Raw genomic sequence first — 20,436 nt, 5'->3', positions numbered from 1 at the left:
CACCGCTCGCGGTGCAGCTGTAGGGTCAGATGATGGGTCAGATCACATGGAAACCGTGGGTGGCGTCGTGGGCCAGTTGGTCGACCAGGCCGAACTCCCAATCCAGGTAAGCCTGCATGGCTTCCTTGGGGTTGTCGGTGCCTTCGTAGGGGCGGCGGTAACGGTCGATGCGCGGCGAGGCCAGGTGGGTTTCACCTTCTTGCAGCGGCAGTTGCGCCTTGATCCAGCCGGCCGTGCCGTCTTGCAGCAGGAACACCTGTTTGCCGGTAATGGCTTCGACCTCGGGCACCGCCAGGCGCGCCAGTTGGCTGCTGCCGCAGGTCAGCACGTAACGCTGGGCAGCCGGCACTTTGGCCAGGGCCTCGGGCAATTGCGCGCGCAGCGCCCACCAGGCCCCCGGGATATGGCGTTTCACGTAGTTGGCGCTGGCGGTGAAGTCCAACACGACCGTGTCGCCATGTCCCAGCCAGTCTGCGAGGGTGTGTGGGCTGATGAGTTCGGCTTGGGGCGGCGCGGGAACCGGGGCAACCCAGGCGTCGTGTTCACTGAAATGCGCCGGTTGCAGAGCGTCCAGCACATGCACTTCCCAGCCAAGCTGGGCCAGCCAGGACGCCGACATATTAGCCCGCACGCCATCGTCATCCGCCAGCACCAGTCGCGCACCGCGCACGCTGGCGACGTGGTCGGTTTCCTGGACCAGTTGGCCCCCCGGCGTGGAGCGCGCGCCGGGCAAGTGGCCGGCTTCGAATTCTTCCGGCGTGCGCACATCGAACAGGTAGGTGGTGCGGGTCGGTTCCTGCTGCCAGCGTTGCAGATCTGCCAGCGTGGCGCGGCCGACGCGGGCCTTGTCGGCAACGCGACGCGCGTCCTGGGCGGCGATCCGGCGGTGTTCTTCGGAGGTTGGTGCAAAGCGGCGCGACTGGCCATGGGCGAGTTTCTGCCCGGCCAAGGTCCAGCCGATGGTGCCGTTGCGCAAGGCCGACACCGGGTTGGCGATGCCGGCATTGATCAGTGACTGGGTGCCAATAATGCTGCGGGTACGCCCGGCGCAGTTGACGATGATACGGGTGGCCGGGTCCGGCGCCAGTTCACGGGCGCGCAACACCAGTTCAGCACCCGGCACGCTGATGCCGGTGGGGATGCTCATGGTCTGGTATTCGTCGAAACGGCGCGCGTCGAGCACCACCACATCGGCCTGGCTGTCGAGCAAGGCCTGCACCTGTTCAGCCGCCAGGGACGGCGTATGTCGTTCGCTTTCGACCAGTTCGCCAAAGGCCTTGCTTGGCACGTTGACGTCGATAAACAGCTCGCCACCGGCTCGGCGCCAACCGTCTAGCCCACCTTCCAACTGGCTGACCTGGGTGTAGCCCAGCGCAACCAGGCGCTCAACGGCACGCTGCGCCAGCCCCTCGCCGTTGTCGTAGACGGTGACCTGCGTATCACGGCGTGGAATGCGCGAATACACCTCCAGTTCCAGCTTGGACAGCGGGATGTTCGCAGCGAACAGCGGGTGAGACTCGGCAAACGGCGCTTCTTCGCGCACGTCGACCAGAGCGACTTCCTCACGGTCCAACAAGGCCTGGCGAATCTGGGCAAAGCTGCGGGTCGATACGGTGGTCATAGGGCAGGACTCTTTTCTTTGGACACATCCCAGATGTTCGGGAGGTAGGCGTTGGAATAACCGGAGATAAACAGTTTTTCGCTGCCGTCGGGCTGGTACACCGCGCGGCGCACGGCACCGATGTTGGCGCCGTACACATGGATGCTGATAGACACCTGGTCGCTGTGTGCATTGCTGACCTGATGAATATCCCCCACCTTGGGCGACACGGCCTCGACCTGGCCCGGCACCAAGTGAACAGGCCTGCCTTCGGCCACCAGGCTGCCGTCAGGCGCGCGTTCGAAACCCTGGGAAAACTCCGCGCCACGCAACATGCCAATCAGCCCCCACACCCGATGGTCATGAATCGGTGTGCTTTGCCCCGGCCCCCACACAAAGCTGACGATGCTGAAACGCTGGCGGGAATCGGCATGCAACAAAAATTGCTGGTAGCGCTGCGGGTCGGGCTGGGCGTATTCGTCGGGCAGCCAGTCATCGTGGCTGACCAGTTGCGCCAGTAACTTGCCGCCACGGTGCAGCAGGTCGCCTTCGCGTGGATTGCCGTCGATCAATTCCGCCAGGGCGCCTATAAAGGCTCTGAGTCTCTCGGGGTGCGGGGCCTGGGTCATGGCAATTCCATCGTGCTGTTGATGGTTTTATATAAGCATAATGTTTATATTTAATATGCTATTTTTTAATGATTAGCTTATAGCTTTAGGTAATTTAGAACCGGTCTGAATAGCGTTAGACGTTATCGATCCCAGCATGGACTATCCAGGCAGCGTTGCGGCAACTATGCTTCGCACACATCTTAATGACTGTTCTCTATGTGCGGCCCAAATGAAAATTGACGATATCGATGCCTTTGTCGAAGTGATTCGTTGCCAGTCCATCAGCCACGCAGCCGAGTCGTTGCAGCTGACCCAGCCGGCCATCACCCGCCGTGTGCAGAACTTCGAGCAGGCGCTGGGTGTGGAGCTGTTCGACCGCAATACCAAGCCTCTGAAGCCTACGCTGATTGGCACCCGGGTCTATGAGCAATGCCGCCTGATCCTGCGTGAGATGGACGCACTGCGTGAACTGGTGGCCACGGACGCGCCGCCCACCGGCGTGCTGCGCCTGGGCGTGCCGCAAACCATCGGCGATGTGGTGCTGCTGGATGCGCTCAAGCAGCTGCGTACCGAATACCCGGACCTGCGCGCCCAAGTCGCCACCGGCTGGGACAGCCAGTTGGTGGGCAAGATCGAGCGCGGCGAGCTGGATGCGGCGGCGGCCTTATTCCCGGCCGGCAAGATATTCCCGGACAACATTGTCGGTGAGTCCATCGGCAAGATGGAGCTGGTGGTGGTGTGCGCCAAGGCACAGTTACCGAAGAAACCGTGCAAGTTGGCGGACGTGTACCAGAATGGCTGGATTCTCAACCCGGATGGCTGCGGTTTCCGTGCCGGTTTGCAGCGCACGCTGTCCGATCAAGGTTTGGCATTGCGGGTGAACCTGGAAACCTTCGGCACCGAGCTGCAATTGGGGCTTGTGGCTGACGGCCTGGGATTGGGCCTGGTGCCACGCCCGCTGTTGGAGCGCAGCGCCCATCGTGAGCAACTGGCGGTGATGCAGCTCAAGGACTTCAAACCGGTGCTGGATTTGTGGCTGATCTACCCGCACTTCCTGGGCAACCTGCAAGGCCCGGTGGATGCGTTTGGCCAGTGGGTGGCGGCGTCGTTGCACAAGCTGCGGGACGCGGCCTGAGCATTATGGTTATGAAAAAAAATAATAATTAGCTTAGATTAAAATGTGCTTTTTATTATTTTTTGCCATCCCATAGGCTGACTGGAAGTCCTTAAGGCTATCCAGGAAGTTTTGCCATGAGCAGCGTCACCCCGATCTCCAGCGTTTCCAGCAACGTTCGCCAGCGCGTCACGCCAGAAGAGTGGGAGGTGCGCGTCAAACTGGCCGCGGCCTATCGACTGGCGGCGTTGTACAAGTGGACCGACCACATCTACACGCACTTTTCCGCCCGTGTGCCGGGGCCGCAGGAGCACTTTCTGATCAACGCCTTCGGGCTTTTGTTCGATGAAATCAGCGCCTCCAACCTGGTCAAGGTCGACCTCGACGGCACCCTGGTCGATGACCCGACCGGCCTGGGCATCAATTACGCCGGTTATGTGATCCATAGCGCTATTCACGGTGCCCGCCACGACCTGCAGGCGGTGCTGCACACCCACACCCGTGACGGTATTGCGGTGTCGGCGCAAAAAGACGGCCTGTTGCCGATCTCCCAACATTCCATCGCGTTCTCCGGGCGAGTGGCCTATCACGGCTATGAGGGCGTGGCCCTGGACTTGGATGAGCGTGAGCGGCTGGTGGCGGATTTGGGTGACAAGAGTGTGATGATCTTGCGTAACCATGGGCTGTTGACGGCTGGCGTCAGCGTGGAGCATGCGTTCCAGCAGCTGCAAGGGTTGGAGCGCGCGTGCACTATCCAGATTGCGGCGCAGGCGGGCGGCAATGCTGAGTTGATCTTCCCGCCGGCAGAGGTGGTGGCCAAGGTGGAAGAGCAGGCCAAGGTATTCAGCAATGGCGAAGGGCCGGGCGTGGCACGGCATTGGAATGCGTTGATTCGGCAATTGGAACGCACCGATACCGATTACAAAAACTGAGTTTGAAATCACTGAACAAGTAAAAAATGTGGGAGCGGGCTTGCTCGCGAATGCGGAGTGTCAGTCAACGGAAATATCGACTGATCCACCGCTTTCGCGAGCAAGCCCGCTCCCACACTGGGTTTTTTGGGGGCTTAAGCGACCTGTTTGGCCTGCTCGCGCTCTGCGACCCACTGGCGGGTCAGCGGGATCAGCTGTTTGCCATAGTCGATCGCATCATTGAGCGGGTCGAATCCACGGATCAGGAAGGTGGTGATGCCCAAGTCGTAGTAATCCAACAACGCTTCAGCGACTTGTTCGGCGGTGCCTACCAGCGAAGTGGAATTGCCCTGCGCGCCGAGCAACCCGGCAATCCCGGTCCACAAACGCTTATCCAGCCGCGACCCCTGCGCCGCTGCTGCCAGCAACCGACGCGAGCCTTCATTCGGCGGTTCATGGCGCACAAAGCCATTCTTTTCGGCCAGTGCGGTCGCCTGTTGCAAGATCGTTTCGGCCCGCGCCCATGCCAGCTCCTCGGTTTCGGCGAGGATCGGTCGCAACGACAAGCTGAAGCGAATTGTACGCCCGTGCCTGGCCGCTTCCGCACGCACCTGGGTCACGGTTTCGCGTACCTGCTCGTAGGTTTCACCCCACAGCGCATACACGTCGGCATGCTTGCCCGCGACCTCAATGGCGGCCTTGGAGGAACCACCGAAATACACAGGAATATGCGGCTGCTGCGGCGATTTCACCGTCGAGTGTGCGCCCTCTACCTGATAGTAGGTGCCGTCGAAATCGAAGGGCTGTTCGCTGGTCCATTCCTGGCGTACCACACTGAGGTATTCGTCGGTGCGCGCGTAGCGTTCGTCCTTGCCGATATGGCTGCCATCGGCGCGCAGTTCACGGTCGTCGCCACCGGTAATGATGTGCACGGCGGTTCGGCCACCGTTGAATACGTCCAGGGTGGCGAATTGGCGTGCAGCCAGCGTGGGTTGGGTAAAGCCTGGGCGATGGGCGATCAGGAATTGCAGTTTTTGGGTCACGCTGGCGGCATGTGCGGCGATCAGCGTACTGTCCGGGCTGTTGGAGTGGAAGGCCACCAGGGCGCGGTCGAACCCTGCGGCTTCGTGGGCGCGGGCCACGCTTTCGACGTAGTCCGGTTGCAGGGTAGGGCCGCTGCGCGGGTGGATCTCGGAGGCGTGGTGACCACCGATATAGCCGATGAATTCAATGCTCATGGTCTGTCCTTGCTAATGACGGGATTGACACCTCCTCCGGGCGTGGGGTCGGTCACTCGGGTCAAAAGTAAGGGCAGCGGGCGGGTCTGTAAAATGCCTGTTGGTTCTAACCTAATTATTAAAATACTGAATCATTTTCTATTTTAGCTATCAGTAATGTGCATTAAAGGCCGCACTAAAGACGCAACCGAACCTCCGCACACAACCCGCCGCCTACTCGGTTACTCAAGATCAGCGAGCCGCCCATCGCCACCGCCAACTGCTGCGCGATCGCCAGCCCCAACCCGGTGCCGCCTGTGCCTCGATTGCGTGAGCTCTCCACCCGGTAAAAGGGCTGCATCACCTGCACCAATTCATCTTCGGCAATGCCAGGCCCACGGTCTGACACGGTGATGGACAACTCCCCGGACGCGGTCGAGCCGACTTCCAGTTCCGCGCTGCCGGCGAATTTCAGGGCATTGTCCAGCAGGTTCACCAGCACGCGGCGCAGTGCATGGGGGCGGGTGTCGAGGACGAGGGCGCTTTTGCCGGTGAGGCTGACAGGCTTGTTCATGTCCTGGTAATCAAACACCAGGCTGTCGAGAAAGGCGTCCAGATCAATGCGGTGACTGGCCTCGGTGGCACCGTGGACGCTGCGGGCGTAGGCCACTCCTTCACGCACCAGGTGCTCCATTTCGCCCAGGTCGCTCCACAGCTTGTCGCGATCGGCGGAGTCTTGCATAAACTCGGCGCGCAGTTTCATGCGGGTAATCGGTGTTTGCAGGTCGTGGGAAATCGCCGCAAGGATCTGCATGCGTTCCTTGAGGTATTCGGCGATGCGCGTTTGCATGGCATTGAACGCTATCGCCGCATGCGCAACCTCGGCTGGGCCTTTCTCGTCCAGAGGCGTGGGGTGTGCGTTGGGGTCAAGGGTTTCGACGGCGCGTGCCAGGCGAGTCAGCGGGCGGATGGCCAGGCGCACGGCAAACCAGGTACAGCCGAGCAACAGCACCAGTTGCAGCACCAGCACCACGGGCAACCAATAGGCGACGGGCAAGGCGGCTGGGCGCACATCGAGGGTTATCGGGTTGCCATCGGCCAGGGTCAGGTGCACCTGGAAGTGTTTCTGCATGCCGGGAATGTTGCGCAAGGTCAACGCGTACTGCTCACCCAGCGCCTGTGAAATCGAGGTGGCGGCCATCGGCACGTCATCGCTGTTCATCGGCTCACCGGCCTCGCCGGCATTGAGCAGGTAGCGGTAGTTCTGCCGGTCGATACGCGGCAACCAACTGGCGCGCTCGTTGGCGGGCAGTCGGTCGAGGATGGCCACCGAGGTGGAGACATCGTTCTCCAGGTTGCCCAGCATGGCCGTGCGCGCGCTGATATAGCGTTCGTAGAACTGCGCGCTGAAGGACAAACCATTGGCACACACCAGGCTGATCAGGAAGATCAGCGACAACTGCGACGCCAGGGTGCGCGGCCAGCCGAACCGCCATTTCATTGCGTGGCCCCGAGGACTTCCACGGCCAGGGAGAACACATACCCTTCGCTGCGTACGGTCTTGATATAGGCCGGTTCGCGGGCATCATCCAGCAGGCGTTGGCGCAGACGGCTGACCAACAGGTCAATGGAGCGGTCGAACAAATCGGCGTCGCGGCCCTGGGTCAGGTTGAGCAATTGGTCGCGGTTGAGCACGCGCTGCGGATGGTCGAGAAACACCCGCAACAGGCGGTATTCCGCGCCGCTCAGGGCCACCAGGGTGTCGTCTTCGTCGAGCAGGTGGCGGGCAGTCGTGTCCAGGCGCCAGCGCCCAAAACGAATCAGTCGCCCGCTCTCACTCACCACCAGGTTCGGCGGCAGCATGCGCGTGCGGCGTAACACTGCGTTGATCCGCGCCAGCAATTCACGGGCGGCGAAGGGTTTGACCAGGTAATCATCGGCGCCCATTTCCAGGCCGATGATGCGATCGGTTTCATCGTTACGCGCGGTGAGCATCAGCACCGGCGTAGCCTTGTGCTTGCCCACCCGCAGCTCGCGGCACAACTGCAAGCCGTCGTCGCCGGGCATCATGATGTCGAGCACGATCAGGTCAACCGGGGTGGTGTCGAGGAAGCTGCGCATCTGGCGGCCGTCAGCAACCACGGTAGTGCGCATGCCGTTTTTCTTCAGGTAATTACCCAAAAGTTCGCGGATCTCCCGGTCGTCATCGACGATCAGGATGTGATCGACATGATCCATGCTGCCTTCCTCGTTAAATGCTCATGAGCCGCAGTCTAGCCATCGGCGCCGGCTTTGCCTTGTGCCCTTTGTATTGCAGTGTATCTGGCGATAACGAGATACACGGCGATGCAAAAAAACCGACAGGCACGCGTGCGGGGATCGTTCACCCCAGCGCCTAAGCTAATTCTAAAAAGGTATTTATTACGCGTTTTTAAGATCGTTTAGCTTGGTCGCTCCAACCCAAGACGTTCATGGAGTGAGCCTTTGATGCTGCAATCAATTACCACGTTGCCGTTGCTGGACCTGTCACAGCTCGACGGCAGCCCGCAGCAGCGCGGCAAGTTCCTTGATGAGCTGCGATCTGCCGCGCGGCATATCGGGTTTTTCTACCTCACGGGGCACGGGATCGACCCGGCGCTGTTGAGCCAGGTGCAGCAGCAGGCACGCGCATTTTTCGCCTTGCCCGACGCCGATAAACGCGCGGTCGGCATGCTCAACTCCCCGCACTTTCGCGGTTACAACCGCGCCGCTTCGGAGATCACCCGGGGCCAGCCGGACCTGCGCGAACAGTTCGACGTCGGCGCCGAGCGCGAGCCCCTGGATGCAGAACAATACCCGGCCGCCTGGGCGCGCCTGCAAGGTCCGAACCAATGGCCGGCCGCTTTGCCCGAGCTCAAGCCTCGGGTGCTGGCCTGGCAGCAAGCGATGACGCAGATGTCGTTGCGCCTGCTGCGCGCCTTCGCCCAGGCGCTGTCGCTGCCCGAGAATGCGTTTGACGCGCTGTACGGCAGCACACCCAACGAACACATCAAGCTGATCCGCTACCCCGGTCGTCATGCACAACAAAGTCGCCAGGGCGTAGGTGCGCACAAGGACTCCGGCTTCCTGAGCTTCCTGCTGCAAGACCAGCAAGCCGGTTTGCAGGTGGAAGTGGAGGAGGGCCGTTGGATCGACGCCGCGCCGCGCCCCGGTACGCTGGTGGTCAATATCGGCGAATTGCTTGAGTTGGCCAGCAACGGCTATCTGCGCGCCACCGTGCACCGGGTGGTCTCGCCGCCGGTGGGCAGCGAGCGCTTGTCCCTGGCGTTTTTCCTCGGCGCACAGCTGGATGCGGTGGTGCCGGTGTACCCATTGGCGCCGGAACTGCTGCGTGATGCACATGGCCCGGCCAGCGACCCGCGTAACCCGCTGCTGCGCGATGTCGGCTGGAATTACCTCAAGGGCCGCCTGCGTTCGCACCCTGATGTCGCCCAACGTTTTTACGCCGACGCCACACTTCCCCAAGCACTGTCCGCCTGATCAGGAGATCACGATATTGAAAACCACCGCACTTACCCTGGCGGCGTTGCTGGCCTCATTCAGTGTGTCGGCCGCCGATGCGTTGCGCGTCGCCGCCGACCCGATTCCCCATGCACAGATCCTCGAATACGTGCAGAAGCTTGACCCGAGCCTGAACCTGAAAATCATCGAGATCCCCAGCGGCGTGAACTCCAACGAGTTGCTGGCCCACGGTGATGTGGACGCCAATTACTTCCAGCACCTGCCGTATCTCAACTCACAGGAGCAGGCCCTCGGGCAGAAATTCGCCGTGGCGGCCACCGTGCATATCGAACCGTTGGGCATCTATTCCCATCGCCATACCAGCCTCGCCCAGGTGCCGGATAAAGGCACCGTGGCCGTGCCGAACAACGTCACCAACCTCAGCCGCGCGCTCTACCTGCTGCAAGCCAATGGCCTGATAACACTCAAGCCAGGTTTCAATGATGCGTCCAAGGACCAGGCCACGCCCAAGGACATTGCCGAGAACCCCAGGCACCTGAAGATCCTGGAAATCGAATCGCCGCAAATCCCCCGTGCGTTGGACGATGTGGACCTGGCGGTGATCAATGGCAACTTCGCGCTGGAGGCCGGGTTGGTGCCGGCCAAAGATGCCTTGGGGTTGGAAAAGGCCGAGGGCAACCCCTACGCGAATATCCTCGTGACCACGCCCAGGTTGGCGGACGACCCGCGTATCAAGCAGCTCGCCAAGGACCTGCGTTCGCCGCAAGTTGCCCAGTTCATCAGCGAAAAATATGCCGGCTCGGTGATCCCGGTGGCGGTCGAATGATCGTCGTCGAAGGGGTCAGCAAAACCTACGCCGGTGGCCAGCCGGCGGCGCTGGATAACGTGTCGCTGCAGATTGCCGATGGGTCGATCTTCGGCATCGTCGGCCGCAGCGGGGCGGGCAAAAGCACCTTGCTGCGCTGCCTCAATTTGCTGGAGCGGCCAACCAGCGGGCGCATCCTGCTGGATGGTCAGGACCTGACCCAACTGAGCGACAAGCAATTGCGCGAGCAACGCCAGCGCATCGGCATGATCTTCCAGGGCTTCAACCTGCTGCATTCGCGCAACGTGGCGGATAACGTGGCCGTGCCGCTGGAAATCGCCAAGGTGCCCAAGGCTGAGCGAGCGGCGCGGGTGGCCGAGTTGCTGGCATTGGTAGGGCTCGGCGACAAGGCCCAGGCGTTTCCTTCGCAATTGTCGGGCGGGCAAAAACAACGGGTGGGTATTGCCCGCGCGTTGGCGGCGCGCCCGGCGTATTTGCTGTCGGATGAGGCCACCAGCGCCCTTGACCCGGAAACCACCGCGTCGATCCTTGAGCTGTTGCGCGACATCAACCGACAGCTGGGGGTGACCATCGTGTTGATCACCCACGAACTGGAGGTGGTCAAGGCCATCTGCGACAGCGCGGTGTCCCTGGCGCAGGGCCGCGTAGTAGAAAGCGGCACCTTGCTGCAATTGCAGGCTGACCCGGCATCGCGCCTGGGCCGCTCGCTGGCGCCCAGCCTGCAAGTGGTGCGGGCCGTATGAAAACCGACTGGAACGACGTGCTTCAATTGTTGCTCAATGCAACAGGCGAAACCCTCTACATGGTGCTGCTGGCGGGGTGGTTCACACTGTTGATCGGCCTGCCGCTGGGCGTGGTGCTGTTTATCAGCCGACGCGGTGGCCTGTTCCCCCTGCCACGGCTCAACCGTGTGTTGGGCGGGGTGATCAACCTGGGGCGTTCATTGCCCTTTGTGGTGATGTTGATTGCGTTGATTCCGCTGACACGCTTGATCGTCGGCACGACGCTGGGCAGCACGGCGGCGGTCGTGCCGATTACCATCGGCGCCTTTCCATTTTTTGCGCGCATCGTCGAGAACGCCCTGGATGAAGTGGACAAGGGCCGCATCGAGGCCATCGTGGCCATGGGCGGTGATATCCGCCACGTGATTCTAAAAGTCCTGCTGCCCGAAGCCTTGCCGGCGCTGGTGGCCGGGGTGACGTTGACGTTGGTGATGCTGATCGGCTTTTCGTCCATGGCCGGCGTGATCGGCGGCGGTGGCCTCGGCGACTTGGCGATACGGTATGGCTACCAGCGTTTCAACAATCAGATCATGGTGGTGACGGTCATCGTGTTGGTGGTGCTGGTGCAGGGCGTGCAAAGCCTGGGGGATCGCTGTGTGAGGTCGTTGGCGCATCGTCGCTAAACGTGATCGGTTTGCAGCGGGTCAAGGGGCGCGCACGGCCTTGAGCAGCAGCGCCTCGAACACCCGCTGCGCGCGTGGCTCATCACTGTGGGCCACATTGAAGCGCATCGAGTTGAGGTGAGCGGGGTCATAGCCGAACAGCGCACCCGGCGCCAACACCATGCTGCGTTTCAACGCCTCCTGGGCCAGTAGCTCGCCATTTACGCCCGCTGGCAGGCGCGCCCAGATAAACATGCCGCCTTCATAGGCCATCGGCAATTCGCAGCCGCAGCGCTTGAGCCATTGCTCGACGCGCCCACCCGATTCCATCAACCGCTGCACCATGCGCTTGCGGTGTTTGGCGTAGCTGCCTTCGCTGAGCATGCGATAGACGATCTGTTCGAACAGCTCCGAGGTCACGCCGCCGCTCATCAACTTCATGTTGGTCAGGTTGGCGGCCAGTTGCGGCGCGGCCACCACATAGCTGACGCGCGTGTTGGCGCTCAGGATCTTGGAGAACCCCGACAGGTAGGTGACCTGGTTCAGGCCCGCCAGGGTGGCCAGTCGGGGCGGCGGGTTGGGGTGCAAGTCGCCGTAGAGGTCATCCTCGACAATATGGCAGTGGTACTGCTGGGTCAGTTGCAGCAGGCGAAACGCCTGGCTGGGGCTGAACGAGTGGCCGGTGGGGTTATGCAGCACGCTGGTGGTGAGATACAGGCTGGGGCGGTGCTCGGCCAGCAGCTGTTCGAGGGCGGTGAAGTCAAAGCCGTCGGGGCGGCGCTGGATAGTCACCACTTTGACGCCGTGCAGGGCCAGGTTGGCGTGGAAGTTGAAGTAACACGGCGCGTCCAGCAGCACGGTGTCGCCGGGGCGTGCGAGCAGGCGCATCAGCATGTCCAGGCCCTGCACGGTGTTGGGGGTGGTGATGATTTGCTCGACCGGCACCGACAGGCCTTCGGCGTGCAGTTTCTGTTGCAGGGCTTGGCGCAACGGTAACAGCCCGGCCGGCGTGCCCAGCCCGGCGATGCGCAACGACGGCGCGCGCACCACGCTGCGCAGGGTTTGGCGGATGGCTTCGCCGTTCAGCCATTCCTCCGGCAAGTGGCCGCCACCGGGGCGCAGTTCGCCGCTGACGGTGACCAGCGGGCGCCGCAACACGCTGAGCAGGTCCTGGGGCAGCAGGTCGACCCAGGTCGCCGAAGTCGGGTGGGCGGTTTCCATCGCCACAAAGTAGCCGCGCCCCTGGCTTGAGGTCAGCAGGTTGCGCCCGCGCAGACGGTCCAGTGCCTCATTGAGGGTGAATTTGCTCACACCCAGGGTCTGGGTCAACTCACGCACCGATGGCAACTTGCTGCCGGGCGCCCATTCACCGCTCTCGATGGCCTGGCTGAACGCCGCGACGATCTGCTGGACCTTGGGTGTGCCTTCCACAAAGGCGATGGCGGATACAAACATAAACCTTCCTTGTCTTTGCCGGTGCTTTTACCGGTGAAGTTAGGCCGGATTAGGCATCACTTTACCTGCCTTGTGCAATGCCGCTCCCCTAGACTGCGCGCCATCTCGCCAGGAGTTGGCGACATTCCCTACAGGCGAGCAATGGATTTCGCATCCTTATGAAGACTTATATGTGCGCACCCTGCGGCTTTATGTACGTAGAAGAATTGGGCATTCCGGAGGACGGAATCCCGGCAGGCACCCCTTGGGAAGAGGTGCCTGAAGACTGGACATGCCCCGATTGCGGCGTGACCAAGGCCGACTTCATGGCCATCGAACTTTAACCCTCCATCAACGAAAGGAATCGCTCCATGGACAGCAAACTGATCAACCCCACCGTGCCGTTCTGTACCGGTGTGGCTCACCAGAAATACCTCGGCGCCGAAAAAGGCCTGCAAACCGCTGTCGAAGGCGACTGCACCCACTGGTACATCGACGGCAGCCTGTTTGGTGAAATGGTCGACGACTGGACCGAGGCACGCATCGTCAGCCTGCAGGCGCACATCGAGGCGACCGGTGTTAAGCCAATATTCCACGGCAACTTCAAGGCGCCACTGGGCAGTGACGTCGAGGCGTTCCGTGTGGCGGCCGTGGAGTACGTGAAAAAAGAGATCGACATCGCCAGCCGTTTGGGCGCGCCGTTGATCATTCACGGTGGCTGCATCGTCGAGCCGAAAATGGTGCTGATGGCCAAGAAGGTTGCCCTGGAGCACTACCTCAAGTCGGTACAGGAACTGGCAAGTTACGCCGAGGCCAAGGGCACGGATATCTACCTGGAGAACCTGTCCAACTACGTCAACTACCGGCCGTTCCACTACATCTTCACCCATGAAGCCGAATACGCCTTTGTATTCGAGCGCCTGCAAGCGCACAGCAACGTGTACTTCTTCCTGGATGCCGGCCACGCCAACATCGAAAACGGGCTGCCGGCGGAAGTGGTGCGCAAGTATCACCACCTCATCAAGGGCATTTCCTTCAGCAACAACAACGGCGTGCAAGACCAGCACTTCGGCATTCATGACGGCAACTGTGACTACGCCGACGTGATGCAGGCCATCGTCGAAACCAATTGGAAAGGCCTGGTGGCCTTTGAAACCCGCAACCAGACCGCCAAAGCTGCCCTGGCTGACCTGGCGCTGATGTACCGCGAATCCCTGACGACCGAAATCGCGGTCGCCTGATGGGCCCAGGGGCGGGCGCTTGCGTGGCCCGCCCCGTTGTTTTTTTCAATCCAAGGTCCCGGACCATGACAACTGCGTTAACGCTGTCTTCGTTTCTCTACTTTCTGCTGTTTTGCGCCACCATGACCTTCAGCCCCGGCCCGATGACCCTGCTGCTCTTGAGCCTGGGTTTGAAAGACGGCCTGCGCAGCTCGATCCCGGCGCAGATCGGCGCCACGGTGTCCTATCTGATTTCGATCCTGATCTTTGCCGTGGGCTTTTCGGAATTGATCAAGGGCAACCTCGCCATTACCCAGACCATCCAGTTTGTCGGCGTGGCCTACATTCTTTACCTGGCCTACAAGCAGTGGACCAGCAGCGGCGTCGCGATCAACAAGGACGGTGCCGTGGAGGGCTCGCGCAGCCTGTTCGGCAAAGGCTTGCTGACCGGGTTTTCCAACCCCAAGACCATCATCATGTTCAGCGCGGTGTTCCCGCAGTTTGCCGGGTCAGGTGAGCACAGCTCATCGGCGGATATCGCGATCCTGGGGTTAACCTTTCTGACGCTGCAATTTGCCAGCGGTTGCCTGTACTGCTATTTCGGCCAGCGCATCAAGCACGTACTGGAAAACCCCAAGCGCCGGGTGTTGTTGCAGCGGGTCACGGCGGTGTTGCTACTGGGTGTGGCGTTGATGCTGGCGCGCGGTTTTTCGCACTGAATGGCCTGATCTACAGCCTTATGAGCGGTAGTGGCGATTTGCCGTTGCCCTGATAGACTCCAGGCATTCATCCAGGATTACACCCGACCATGTCAGCTGCCGGAGGAAAAGGACTTCCGCTCGCTTCACGGTTGTATAAATCACGTGCACTGGGGCTGACGCTCGGCTTCGTGTGCGTGGTGTTTGGTATGTATCCCCTACACCCACCGGCGTGGGTGTGGGTGTGGATGGTGATCAACGCCTTTGTCTGGCCGCACCTCGCCTATCAATGGTCGCGCCGCGTGAGCAATTCACTGCGCAGCGAACGCCGCAACCTGCTGTTCGACTCCTTTTGCGGCGGGTTCTGGGTCGGCGCCATGCACTTCAACCCGCTGCCCAGCGTCACCACCGTGTCGATGATGACCATGAACAACGTCGCCATCGGCGGGTTTCGCTTTATGTTGGCCGGTTGGGTCGCGCAGGGGTTGGGTATTGGCCTGTCGTTGCTGATGTTTGGTCCGGCGTTTATCGCCGTGACGACCGAGATCCAGCTGTATGCGTGCCTGCCGATCCTCATGCTGTATCCCCTGGCGCTGGGTTGGATCTGCTATCGCCAGGCCGTGACCCTGGCCCGACACAAACGCGAGTTGCTGGCGTTGAGCCGCACGGACAGCCTGTCCGGCCTGCTCAACCACGGTGCCTGGAAAGACCAACTGGAAATCGAGTTTCAGCGCTGCCGCCGCGAGCAGGTGGGCGCGGCCATTGCGCTGATCGACATTGACCATTTCAAGACCATCAACGATACCTACGGCCATGTCACTGGCGACATCGTGCTGCGCCAATTGAGTAAAGTCCTGCGCCAGAACCTGCGGACCTCCGACCTGGCCGGGCGTTATGGCGGCGATGAGTTTTGTGTGATTCTGCCGGATATGCCACTCAATCGCGCTACAGAAGTGATGGATGCCTTGCGCGATCGCTTCAGTGCGCTAGCGTATGCGCAGGACCCAACCCTGCGCGCCAGCTTGAGCATCGGCCTGGCACCGTATCAAGCGGCCCACGCCGATTCCACCAGTTGGCTCAACGACGCCGACCAGGCCTTGTATGAAGCCAAGAGCAGCGGGCGTAACCGGGTCAGCTCAGTGCAGGGGAGTTGGTTGCGGTCGGTTTAGTGGGGTAGGGTGTCGCAGCCCCTCCCAACAAAAAACAAGGATCGGTCCATGCTCTTTTCCTTCTCCCGTACCCTCCTGGCCGCGACCCTGGCCTTGTCCTTCGCAATGCCGGCCTACAGCGCCGAACCCCACAAACAGATCCAGGCGGATTCCGAGCAGTACAAGGCCGAGGCCCTGAAACTGTTGGAGCGCCTGGTGAATATTGATTCGGGCTCCGGCTACGAGCCCGGCCTGACCCAAGTGCGCGACATCGCCGTCGATGAATTGAAACAGCTCGGTTTCAGCATCGAACTGGTGCCGGACAAGGCCGCCAATAACAGCCATGTGATCGCCACCCTCAAGGGCACCGGTAAAGCCAGGATCCTGCTGATGGCCCACATGGACACCGTGTTCAAGGAAGGCTCGGCCGCCGAACGCCCGTTCCACATCAAGGACGGTCGCGCTTATGGCCCTGGCGTGATGGACGACAAGGGCGGCATCGTCGCCGGCATCTACGCGCTGAAAGTCCTGAAAAACCAGGGCTTCAAGGACTACGCACAAATCACCTTCCTACTCGACGCCAGCGAAGAAACCGGCTCCGAGGCCGCGTCCGAGCTGATCCGCAACACCGCCAAAGGCCACGACGTTACCCTGAACCTCGAACCCGGCCGCCCAGCCGACGGCCTGGTGGTATGGCGCAAAGGCAGCGCCACCGCCGTGGTCGAAGTCAAAGGCAAAGCCGCCCACGCCGGCGTCGCCCCGGAACTGGGCCGCAACGCCGCCATGGAAGCGGCGCACCAGATCCTTCAACTGGGCAAACTGGGCGATGAAGAAAAGAAAACCACCATCAACTTCACGGTCATCAAGGCCGGTGACCGCACCAACGTCATCCCCGACCAAGCCACCGCCAAGGCGGATGTACGCGCGGCGTTGCCGGAGGAGTTTGATCGAATCGAGAAAGACCTGGCGCGTGTTTCAGCGAATAAGTTGATCCCCGAAACCGAAGTGAAGACCAGCTTGCTGCGAGGCCTGCCACCCATGCCGCAAACGCCGGAATCGGACAAGTTGGTCGCCATTGCCCAGGGGATTTATGGGGAGCTGGGGCGTAAGTTGACGGTTGAAGGCAGCGGCGGGGCGGCGGATGCGAGCTTGTCCGCCGGGGTTGGGACGCCGACGTTGGATGGGTTTGGGATCGTGGGCGGGAATATTCATACGCCGGAGGAATATGCCGAGGTGGAGAGTGTGGCGCCGCGTATTTATCTGCTTAGTCGGATGATTATGGAGCTTTCCAAGCGGTGATTTGATTGCAGGGCTCACTCATTCCGGTGAGCCCGATTCTCTGGCCAGCTGGCTTATTGTGACCGCTGCGCAACCCAACGCGAGCAAGCTCGCTCGCCACAGGGTTGGGGTTGTCAGTGAGGCAAGTGGTGTTCTTACCATGTGGATGGGTCTTCGAGACTGGCTCTTTGGAGGTCGTCTTTCCAAACCTCGTTGGCTAATCGGTAGATGTCGGCAAAAAAGCTTTGAGGGTCAACTATTTCTGTTTCGTCCCAGGCCATCGTTGAATATTTATCTGGGTCATCCTCAAAAAAACAATGAAAATCAAAGTTTTCTGTATTTAATGCGGCGTCCAGGTTTTCCATTAATTTGTATCGGTGGCGATAGGAAAGCTTGTTGTATGGATCCAGGCAATATTTGAGAATTAGATTTTCTCTATCTTTTTTGTCGTTGGGGTCATAGGCGTGAAGCTCTGCTCCCATGGTTTCCTCTCTGTCGTAAATGTCAAAAACTCCTACGAAATAATACAAGCTCGCATCAAAAGGTATGTGCTCGGAAAATGGGTGAAATAGCATTTTTATTCCTTGATCGGAAACAGAGTAAAAGGCGTGCCGTCTTCACGGAATTTCATCTCGGCACCATTCATCGAAGGATTGAACGTTGGATACATAAGGTCTTTCAAAAAAAAGAACAATGATTTTTTCGCTGTATTTTTCATTGTTAGGGTCGTAGTTCCACAACGCTTTACCTTTGATTTGTTCAAGGTCGAATATTTAAAGTGCCGTTGAAATATACGAGATGGGTTTTGAACGTTAGCACTTGGCTTGCAACCATCTCCACCTGGACAGGTGCTCAATCCCAGCGGGTCTACCCATCCGGTCGGGTTGGGCACGTACTGGTACGCATTGATTCCACCCGCCAGCTTCACCGGGTCAGGCGTCAGGTAGCGGCCAATATCCGGATTGTAGTAGCGATGGCGGTTGTAGTGCAGCCCGCTCTCCGGGTCGAAGTATTGGCCTTGGAAGCGCAGCGGGTTGTCGATTTTTCCGATGTCGAGTCGGGCAATCTCACCGTAGGCACGGTAGTGCGCCGACCAGACGATTTCACCGTCAGGCGCGGTCAGTTCCTGCGGTGTTCCGAGGTGTTCCGAGGTGGTCGAGTTGGTAGTGGAAGGGCTGGGTGTCTTTTGGACCAAAGCCTTCCAGCATTGCCAGAGGCCTAAAACTGTCCGGTTCGTAGATGTAGCTGCGATGGCGATCCGCGTGATGCTCGGCAATCAGCTTGTCGCCTTGCCAAAAAAACTCTGTGGTTGTGTCGTCGACGGTTTTGCTGATCCGTCGACCAAACGGGTCATAGCGATAGCTGGCCGTTCTCCCGTTCGGCTGGGTAATGCCGATCAGCCGATGCTGGCAGTCATAGCGATATTCGGTGACAAGTTGGTGACCCTTACAGCGTCGTTGGCGGATGAGGTTGCCGAACGCGTCATAGTCGTACTGATGATCGCCCTGGATCATCAGGCGATTACCGGCAACGATGTCCGGGTCGATCCTGCATTAGCAGGTTGCCTGCCGGGTCGTGGCCGAAGCGTTCATGTGCGTCTTGTGAGTGATCGGCCCGAGTCAGACGGGCGAGGGGATCGTAGTGGTGGTACCTCGTCCGCTCCTATTGGGGCTGCTTCGCAGCTCAACGCAAGCTCGCTCACTACAAGGTTTTCTGCTGCCTTATTTGTTTTTTATTTGAAGCTTTGTTTTTTCAGGGTTGAAGCCACATGTTTCAACCACGTTCGAGCGTCCTTCCATTCGTTAAGATAATAGTAGTAGCATCCAATGTCGGCGAATAAATAGTCTTGAAGCTCTTGCTCCGTCTTGTTGGTCATTATTAATCTGTCTAATTCTGACTGTACTTCGAATAGTACGTCCGCAGAAACATCGGAGATGAAAAAGTCAATTACATCATCTGCGTTCTTGTAGTCGTGCACCCAATCTTGATTAAAATAGCCTGCAAGGAATTGCTGTAGTTCGGGATAGTCTTGGTTCATGGGTTTGGAAATCCAGTATGAATTCGGTAGCCATTATGCATGTTGTTATCTCTGCGAATGACAAGGTGAATTTCCGTTCCGGGAACGGAAGTCGTGGTGTTCTTTTTAAAGCTGGTGCCTATAGGGTGTTTGACTTTTTGGACAATGACAACTTGATTGTTTTGCCCTTTGAAAAAGTTGCTAATCTTGGCTTTGTTGTCATCTAATACGTTTGATATTGCTAACTCTGCCGTTGCGCGATCATTTTCCGGTCCGTGGTCCTTTGGCGAGCGAGTGTGCTCGTCGCAGGTACCAGCTTGGGGGAACACGCTTCATTAGATGTTTTCAATCGATCAATGAATTGGCGTTTTTTGAAGTTCTGCGCTAATCGAAACTTGAGCGAGCAGCAGTTGCTCGATTAGCGAATCAATTGACTGCGCGGTAAGCGTTAAAGTGGGAGATTCCCATTCATAGTCTTTAACGACCTTTATTTGGAAGTGCCCTTTTGCGTCGAATGAAGGATACCAACCTACGTCAATTAGGAAGCCGTGTGGATACTCCACTTGAAGCAAGTCCTCTTTCAGATGGTGGGCTTGATGCTCAATCCCTGATTCCTGCAACATCGAGAGCTCGTCGTAAGTTACTTTGCCTTGTAGAAAATCTAACGAAATCATTTAGTTAGTCTCCGGAATTCTTGCTCTGATATAGGGTGGCCGTGGATTGTTTTCGCGCTTAATTCAATACGTATCCAACGGCTAGATACTCCTTCGCTGGCGCCAATGCTCTCAGGATACTCCATCACTTTCCACGTTTTTCCATTAGTAACTGTTCTGCCATTTTTATAGGCTTCTCTTTCCAGATTTTCAATATTTATGCCTGGCTTGTACTTGGCTGGGCCGGACTTTGTTGTAGCCAAAATATCTTTCCAAGGCATTTTTTTTGAGGGGCTGTGCTTATACCCATGAGCTGTCCACTCGATTTCTTCAGGTGCAGGCAGCGTCGGCTGGCTACCTTTGACTATTGCACTGTTTGCCGGATTTTCGACGTCCTCAAAGGGACCGCAATTACCAGGACATTTACTGAGTCCTAGCGGATCTACCCACCCCGTAGGGTTCGGCACGTACTGGTACGCGTTGATCCCACCCGCCAACTTCACCGGGTCAGGCGTCAGGTAGCGACCACTGTCCGGATTGTAGTAGCGATGGCGGTTGTAGTGCAGCCCGCTTTCCGGGTCGAAGTATTGGCCTTGGAAGCGCAGCGGATTGTCGATTTTGCTGATATCGAGGCGGGCAATCTCGCCGTAGGCGCGGTAGTGCGCCGACCAGACGATTTCGCCGTCAGGCGCGGTCAGTTCCTGCGGTGTTCCGAGGTGGTCGAGTTGGTAGTGGAAGGGCTGGGTGTCTTTTGGACCAAAGCCTTCCAGCAGTGCCAGAGGCCTAAAACTGTCCGGCTCGTAGATGTAGCTGCGATGACGATC

Annotated in this window: 22 protein-coding genes and 1 pseudogene; 11 read left to right on the top strand and 12 right to left on the bottom strand. The window is 59.3% G+C overall.

The window, feature by feature from the left end; all coding sequences use genetic code 11:
- Positions 1-37 precede the first annotated feature (37 nt).
- Together ACI77D_RS18200 and ACI77D_RS18195 are read right to left on the bottom strand one after the other, a co-directional pair.
- Positions 38-1,621, bottom strand: a complete 1,584-nt coding sequence (locus ACI77D_RS18200; protein WP_407017184.1) for a rhodanese homology domain-containing protein — start codon at positions 1,619-1,621, stop codon at positions 38-40.
- Positions 1,618-2,229 carry a cysteine dioxygenase gene (locus tag ACI77D_RS18195; protein ID WP_407017183.1) on the bottom strand — a complete coding sequence of 204 codons (612 nt, stop codon included), beginning with the start codon at positions 2,227-2,229 and terminating at the stop codon, positions 1,618-1,620. Before ACI77D_RS18195 ends, ACI77D_RS18200 begins: the two co-directional genes overlap by 4 nt.
- A gap of 211 nt (positions 2,230-2,440) precedes the next feature.
- Between ACI77D_RS18195 and ACI77D_RS18190 the strand changes: the two genes are divergently transcribed.
- Positions 2,441-3,346, top strand: a complete 906-nt coding sequence (locus ACI77D_RS18190; protein ID WP_407017182.1) for a LysR family transcriptional regulator — start codon at positions 2,441-2,443, stop codon at positions 3,344-3,346.
- 116 nt (positions 3,347-3,462) lie between these two features.
- A complete protein-coding gene (locus ACI77D_RS18185) occupies positions 3,463-4,257 on the top strand; it encodes a class II aldolase/adducin family protein (RefSeq protein WP_221294451.1) in 795 nt (264 codons plus the stop codon).
- A 134-nt stretch (positions 4,258-4,391) separates the two neighbouring features.
- On the opposite strand, the gene ACI77D_RS18180 is transcribed toward ACI77D_RS18185, so the two are convergent.
- From ACI77D_RS18180 to ACI77D_RS18170, 3 genes are all read right to left on the bottom strand, one after another.
- Complete coding sequence (locus ACI77D_RS18180) at positions 4,392-5,474, bottom strand: LLM class flavin-dependent oxidoreductase (protein ID WP_407017181.1); 1,083 nt, start codon at positions 5,472-5,474, stop codon at positions 4,392-4,394.
- A gap of 175 nt (positions 5,475-5,649) precedes the next feature.
- The gene (locus tag ACI77D_RS18175; RefSeq protein WP_407017180.1) at positions 5,650-6,954 is read right to left on the bottom strand and encodes an ATP-binding protein; all 1,305 of its coding nucleotides are present in this window, start codon (positions 6,952-6,954) and stop codon (positions 5,650-5,652) included.
- Positions 6,951-7,691, bottom strand: coding sequence for a response regulator (locus ACI77D_RS18170; protein ID WP_407017179.1), 741 nt, complete (start codon positions 7,689-7,691; stop codon positions 6,951-6,953). The genes ACI77D_RS18175 and ACI77D_RS18170 overlap by 4 nt, the downstream gene beginning before the upstream one ends.
- A gap of 249 nt (positions 7,692-7,940) precedes the next feature.
- Here ACI77D_RS18170 and ACI77D_RS18165 point away from each other — a divergent pair, with 249 nt between their 5' ends.
- From ACI77D_RS18165 to ACI77D_RS18150, 4 genes are read left to right on the top strand one after another with little or no spacing between them, the layout of a single operon-like run.
- The gene (locus ACI77D_RS18165; RefSeq protein ID WP_064451883.1) at positions 7,941-8,972 is read left to right on the top strand and encodes an isopenicillin N synthase family oxygenase; all 1,032 of its coding nucleotides are present in this window, start codon (positions 7,941-7,943) and stop codon (positions 8,970-8,972) included.
- Positions 8,973-8,985: 13 nt separating this feature from the next.
- Positions 8,986-9,780 (top strand): MetQ/NlpA family ABC transporter substrate-binding protein, encoded by a 795-nt coding sequence (locus ACI77D_RS18160; protein WP_407017239.1) that lies wholly within the window; start codon positions 8,986-8,988, stop codon positions 9,778-9,780.
- The gene (locus ACI77D_RS18155; protein ID WP_082895865.1) at positions 9,777-10,523 is read left to right on the top strand and encodes a methionine ABC transporter ATP-binding protein; all 747 of its coding nucleotides are present in this window, start codon (positions 9,777-9,779) and stop codon (positions 10,521-10,523) included. Before ACI77D_RS18160 ends, ACI77D_RS18155 begins: the two co-directional genes overlap by 4 nt.
- Positions 10,520-11,185: a methionine ABC transporter permease gene (locus ACI77D_RS18150; protein WP_064451884.1), complete on the top strand. Its 666-nt coding sequence runs from the start codon at positions 10,520-10,522 to the stop codon at positions 11,183-11,185. The genes ACI77D_RS18155 and ACI77D_RS18150 overlap by 4 nt, the downstream gene beginning before the upstream one ends.
- 21 nt (positions 11,186-11,206) lie before the next feature.
- Here the strand turns inward: ACI77D_RS18150 and ACI77D_RS18145 are convergent, their stop codons facing one another.
- A complete protein-coding gene (locus ACI77D_RS18145; RefSeq protein WP_064451885.1) occupies positions 11,207-12,619 on the bottom strand; it encodes a PLP-dependent aminotransferase family protein in 1,413 nt (470 codons plus the stop codon).
- Positions 12,620-12,777: 158 nt separating this feature from the next.
- Here ACI77D_RS18145 and ACI77D_RS18140 point away from each other — a divergent pair, with 158 nt between their 5' ends.
- The 5 genes from ACI77D_RS18140 to ACI77D_RS18120 all read left to right on the top strand — a co-directional run bounded on the left by ACI77D_RS18140 (position 12,778) and on the right by ACI77D_RS18120 (position 16,963).
- On the top strand, positions 12,778-12,942 hold the full coding sequence (locus ACI77D_RS18140; protein WP_016968943.1) for a rubredoxin: 165 nt from the start codon (positions 12,778-12,780) through the stop codon (positions 12,940-12,942).
- Between the two features lie 27 nt (positions 12,943-12,969).
- Positions 12,970-13,839: a sugar phosphate isomerase/epimerase gene (locus ACI77D_RS18135; RefSeq protein WP_064451886.1), complete on the top strand. Its 870-nt coding sequence runs from the start codon at positions 12,970-12,972 to the stop codon at positions 13,837-13,839.
- 65 nt (positions 13,840-13,904) lie between these two features.
- On the top strand, positions 13,905-14,537 hold the full coding sequence (locus ACI77D_RS18130; RefSeq protein ID WP_064451887.1) for a LysE family translocator: 633 nt from the start codon (positions 13,905-13,907) through the stop codon (positions 14,535-14,537).
- 89 nt (positions 14,538-14,626) lie between these two features.
- On the top strand, positions 14,627-15,685 hold the full coding sequence (locus ACI77D_RS18125; RefSeq protein ID WP_064451888.1) for a diguanylate cyclase: 1,059 nt from the start codon (positions 14,627-14,629) through the stop codon (positions 15,683-15,685).
- A gap of 48 nt (positions 15,686-15,733) precedes the next feature.
- Complete coding sequence (locus ACI77D_RS18120) at positions 15,734-16,963, top strand: M20/M25/M40 family metallo-hydrolase (protein ID WP_407017178.1); 1,230 nt, start codon at positions 15,734-15,736, stop codon at positions 16,961-16,963.
- A gap of 134 nt (positions 16,964-17,097) precedes the next feature.
- Here the strand turns inward: ACI77D_RS18120 and ACI77D_RS18115 are convergent, their stop codons facing one another.
- From ACI77D_RS18115 to ACI77D_RS18090, 6 genes and pseudogenes are all read right to left on the bottom strand, one after another.
- Positions 17,098-17,517 carry a hypothetical protein gene (locus ACI77D_RS18115; RefSeq protein ID WP_407017177.1) on the bottom strand — a complete coding sequence of 140 codons (420 nt, stop codon included), beginning with the start codon at positions 17,515-17,517 and terminating at the stop codon, positions 17,098-17,100.
- Between the two features lie 2 nt (positions 17,518-17,519).
- Positions 17,520-18,589 (bottom strand): annotated as a pseudogene (locus ACI77D_RS18110) (RHS repeat domain-containing protein); the annotation flags it as partial.
- An 85-nt stretch (positions 18,590-18,674) separates the two neighbouring features.
- On the bottom strand, positions 18,675-18,980 hold the full coding sequence (locus ACI77D_RS18105; protein ID WP_064451892.1) for a contact-dependent growth inhibition system immunity protein: 306 nt from the start codon (positions 18,978-18,980) through the stop codon (positions 18,675-18,677).
- Positions 18,977-19,288, bottom strand: a complete 312-nt coding sequence (locus ACI77D_RS18100) for an RNase A-like domain-containing protein (protein WP_407017176.1) — start codon at positions 19,286-19,288, stop codon at positions 18,977-18,979. The genes ACI77D_RS18105 and ACI77D_RS18100 overlap by 4 nt, the downstream gene beginning before the upstream one ends.
- A 24-nt stretch (positions 19,289-19,312) precedes the next feature.
- Complete coding sequence (locus ACI77D_RS18095) at positions 19,313-19,633, bottom strand: hypothetical protein (RefSeq protein ID WP_064451893.1); 321 nt, start codon at positions 19,631-19,633, stop codon at positions 19,313-19,315.
- The coding region (locus ACI77D_RS18090; protein ID WP_407017175.1) for an RHS repeat domain-containing protein at positions 19,630-20,436 on the bottom strand (807 nt) is incomplete at its 5' end. The genes ACI77D_RS18095 and ACI77D_RS18090, both read right to left, overlap by 4 nt.

This window comes from Pseudomonas sp. O39, from assembly GCF_045447295.1.
Taxonomy (GTDB): domain Bacteria; phylum Pseudomonadota; class Gammaproteobacteria; order Pseudomonadales; family Pseudomonadaceae; genus Aquipseudomonas; species Aquipseudomonas antarctica_A.
This window is presented reverse-complemented; position numbering and strand designations above follow the sequence as displayed.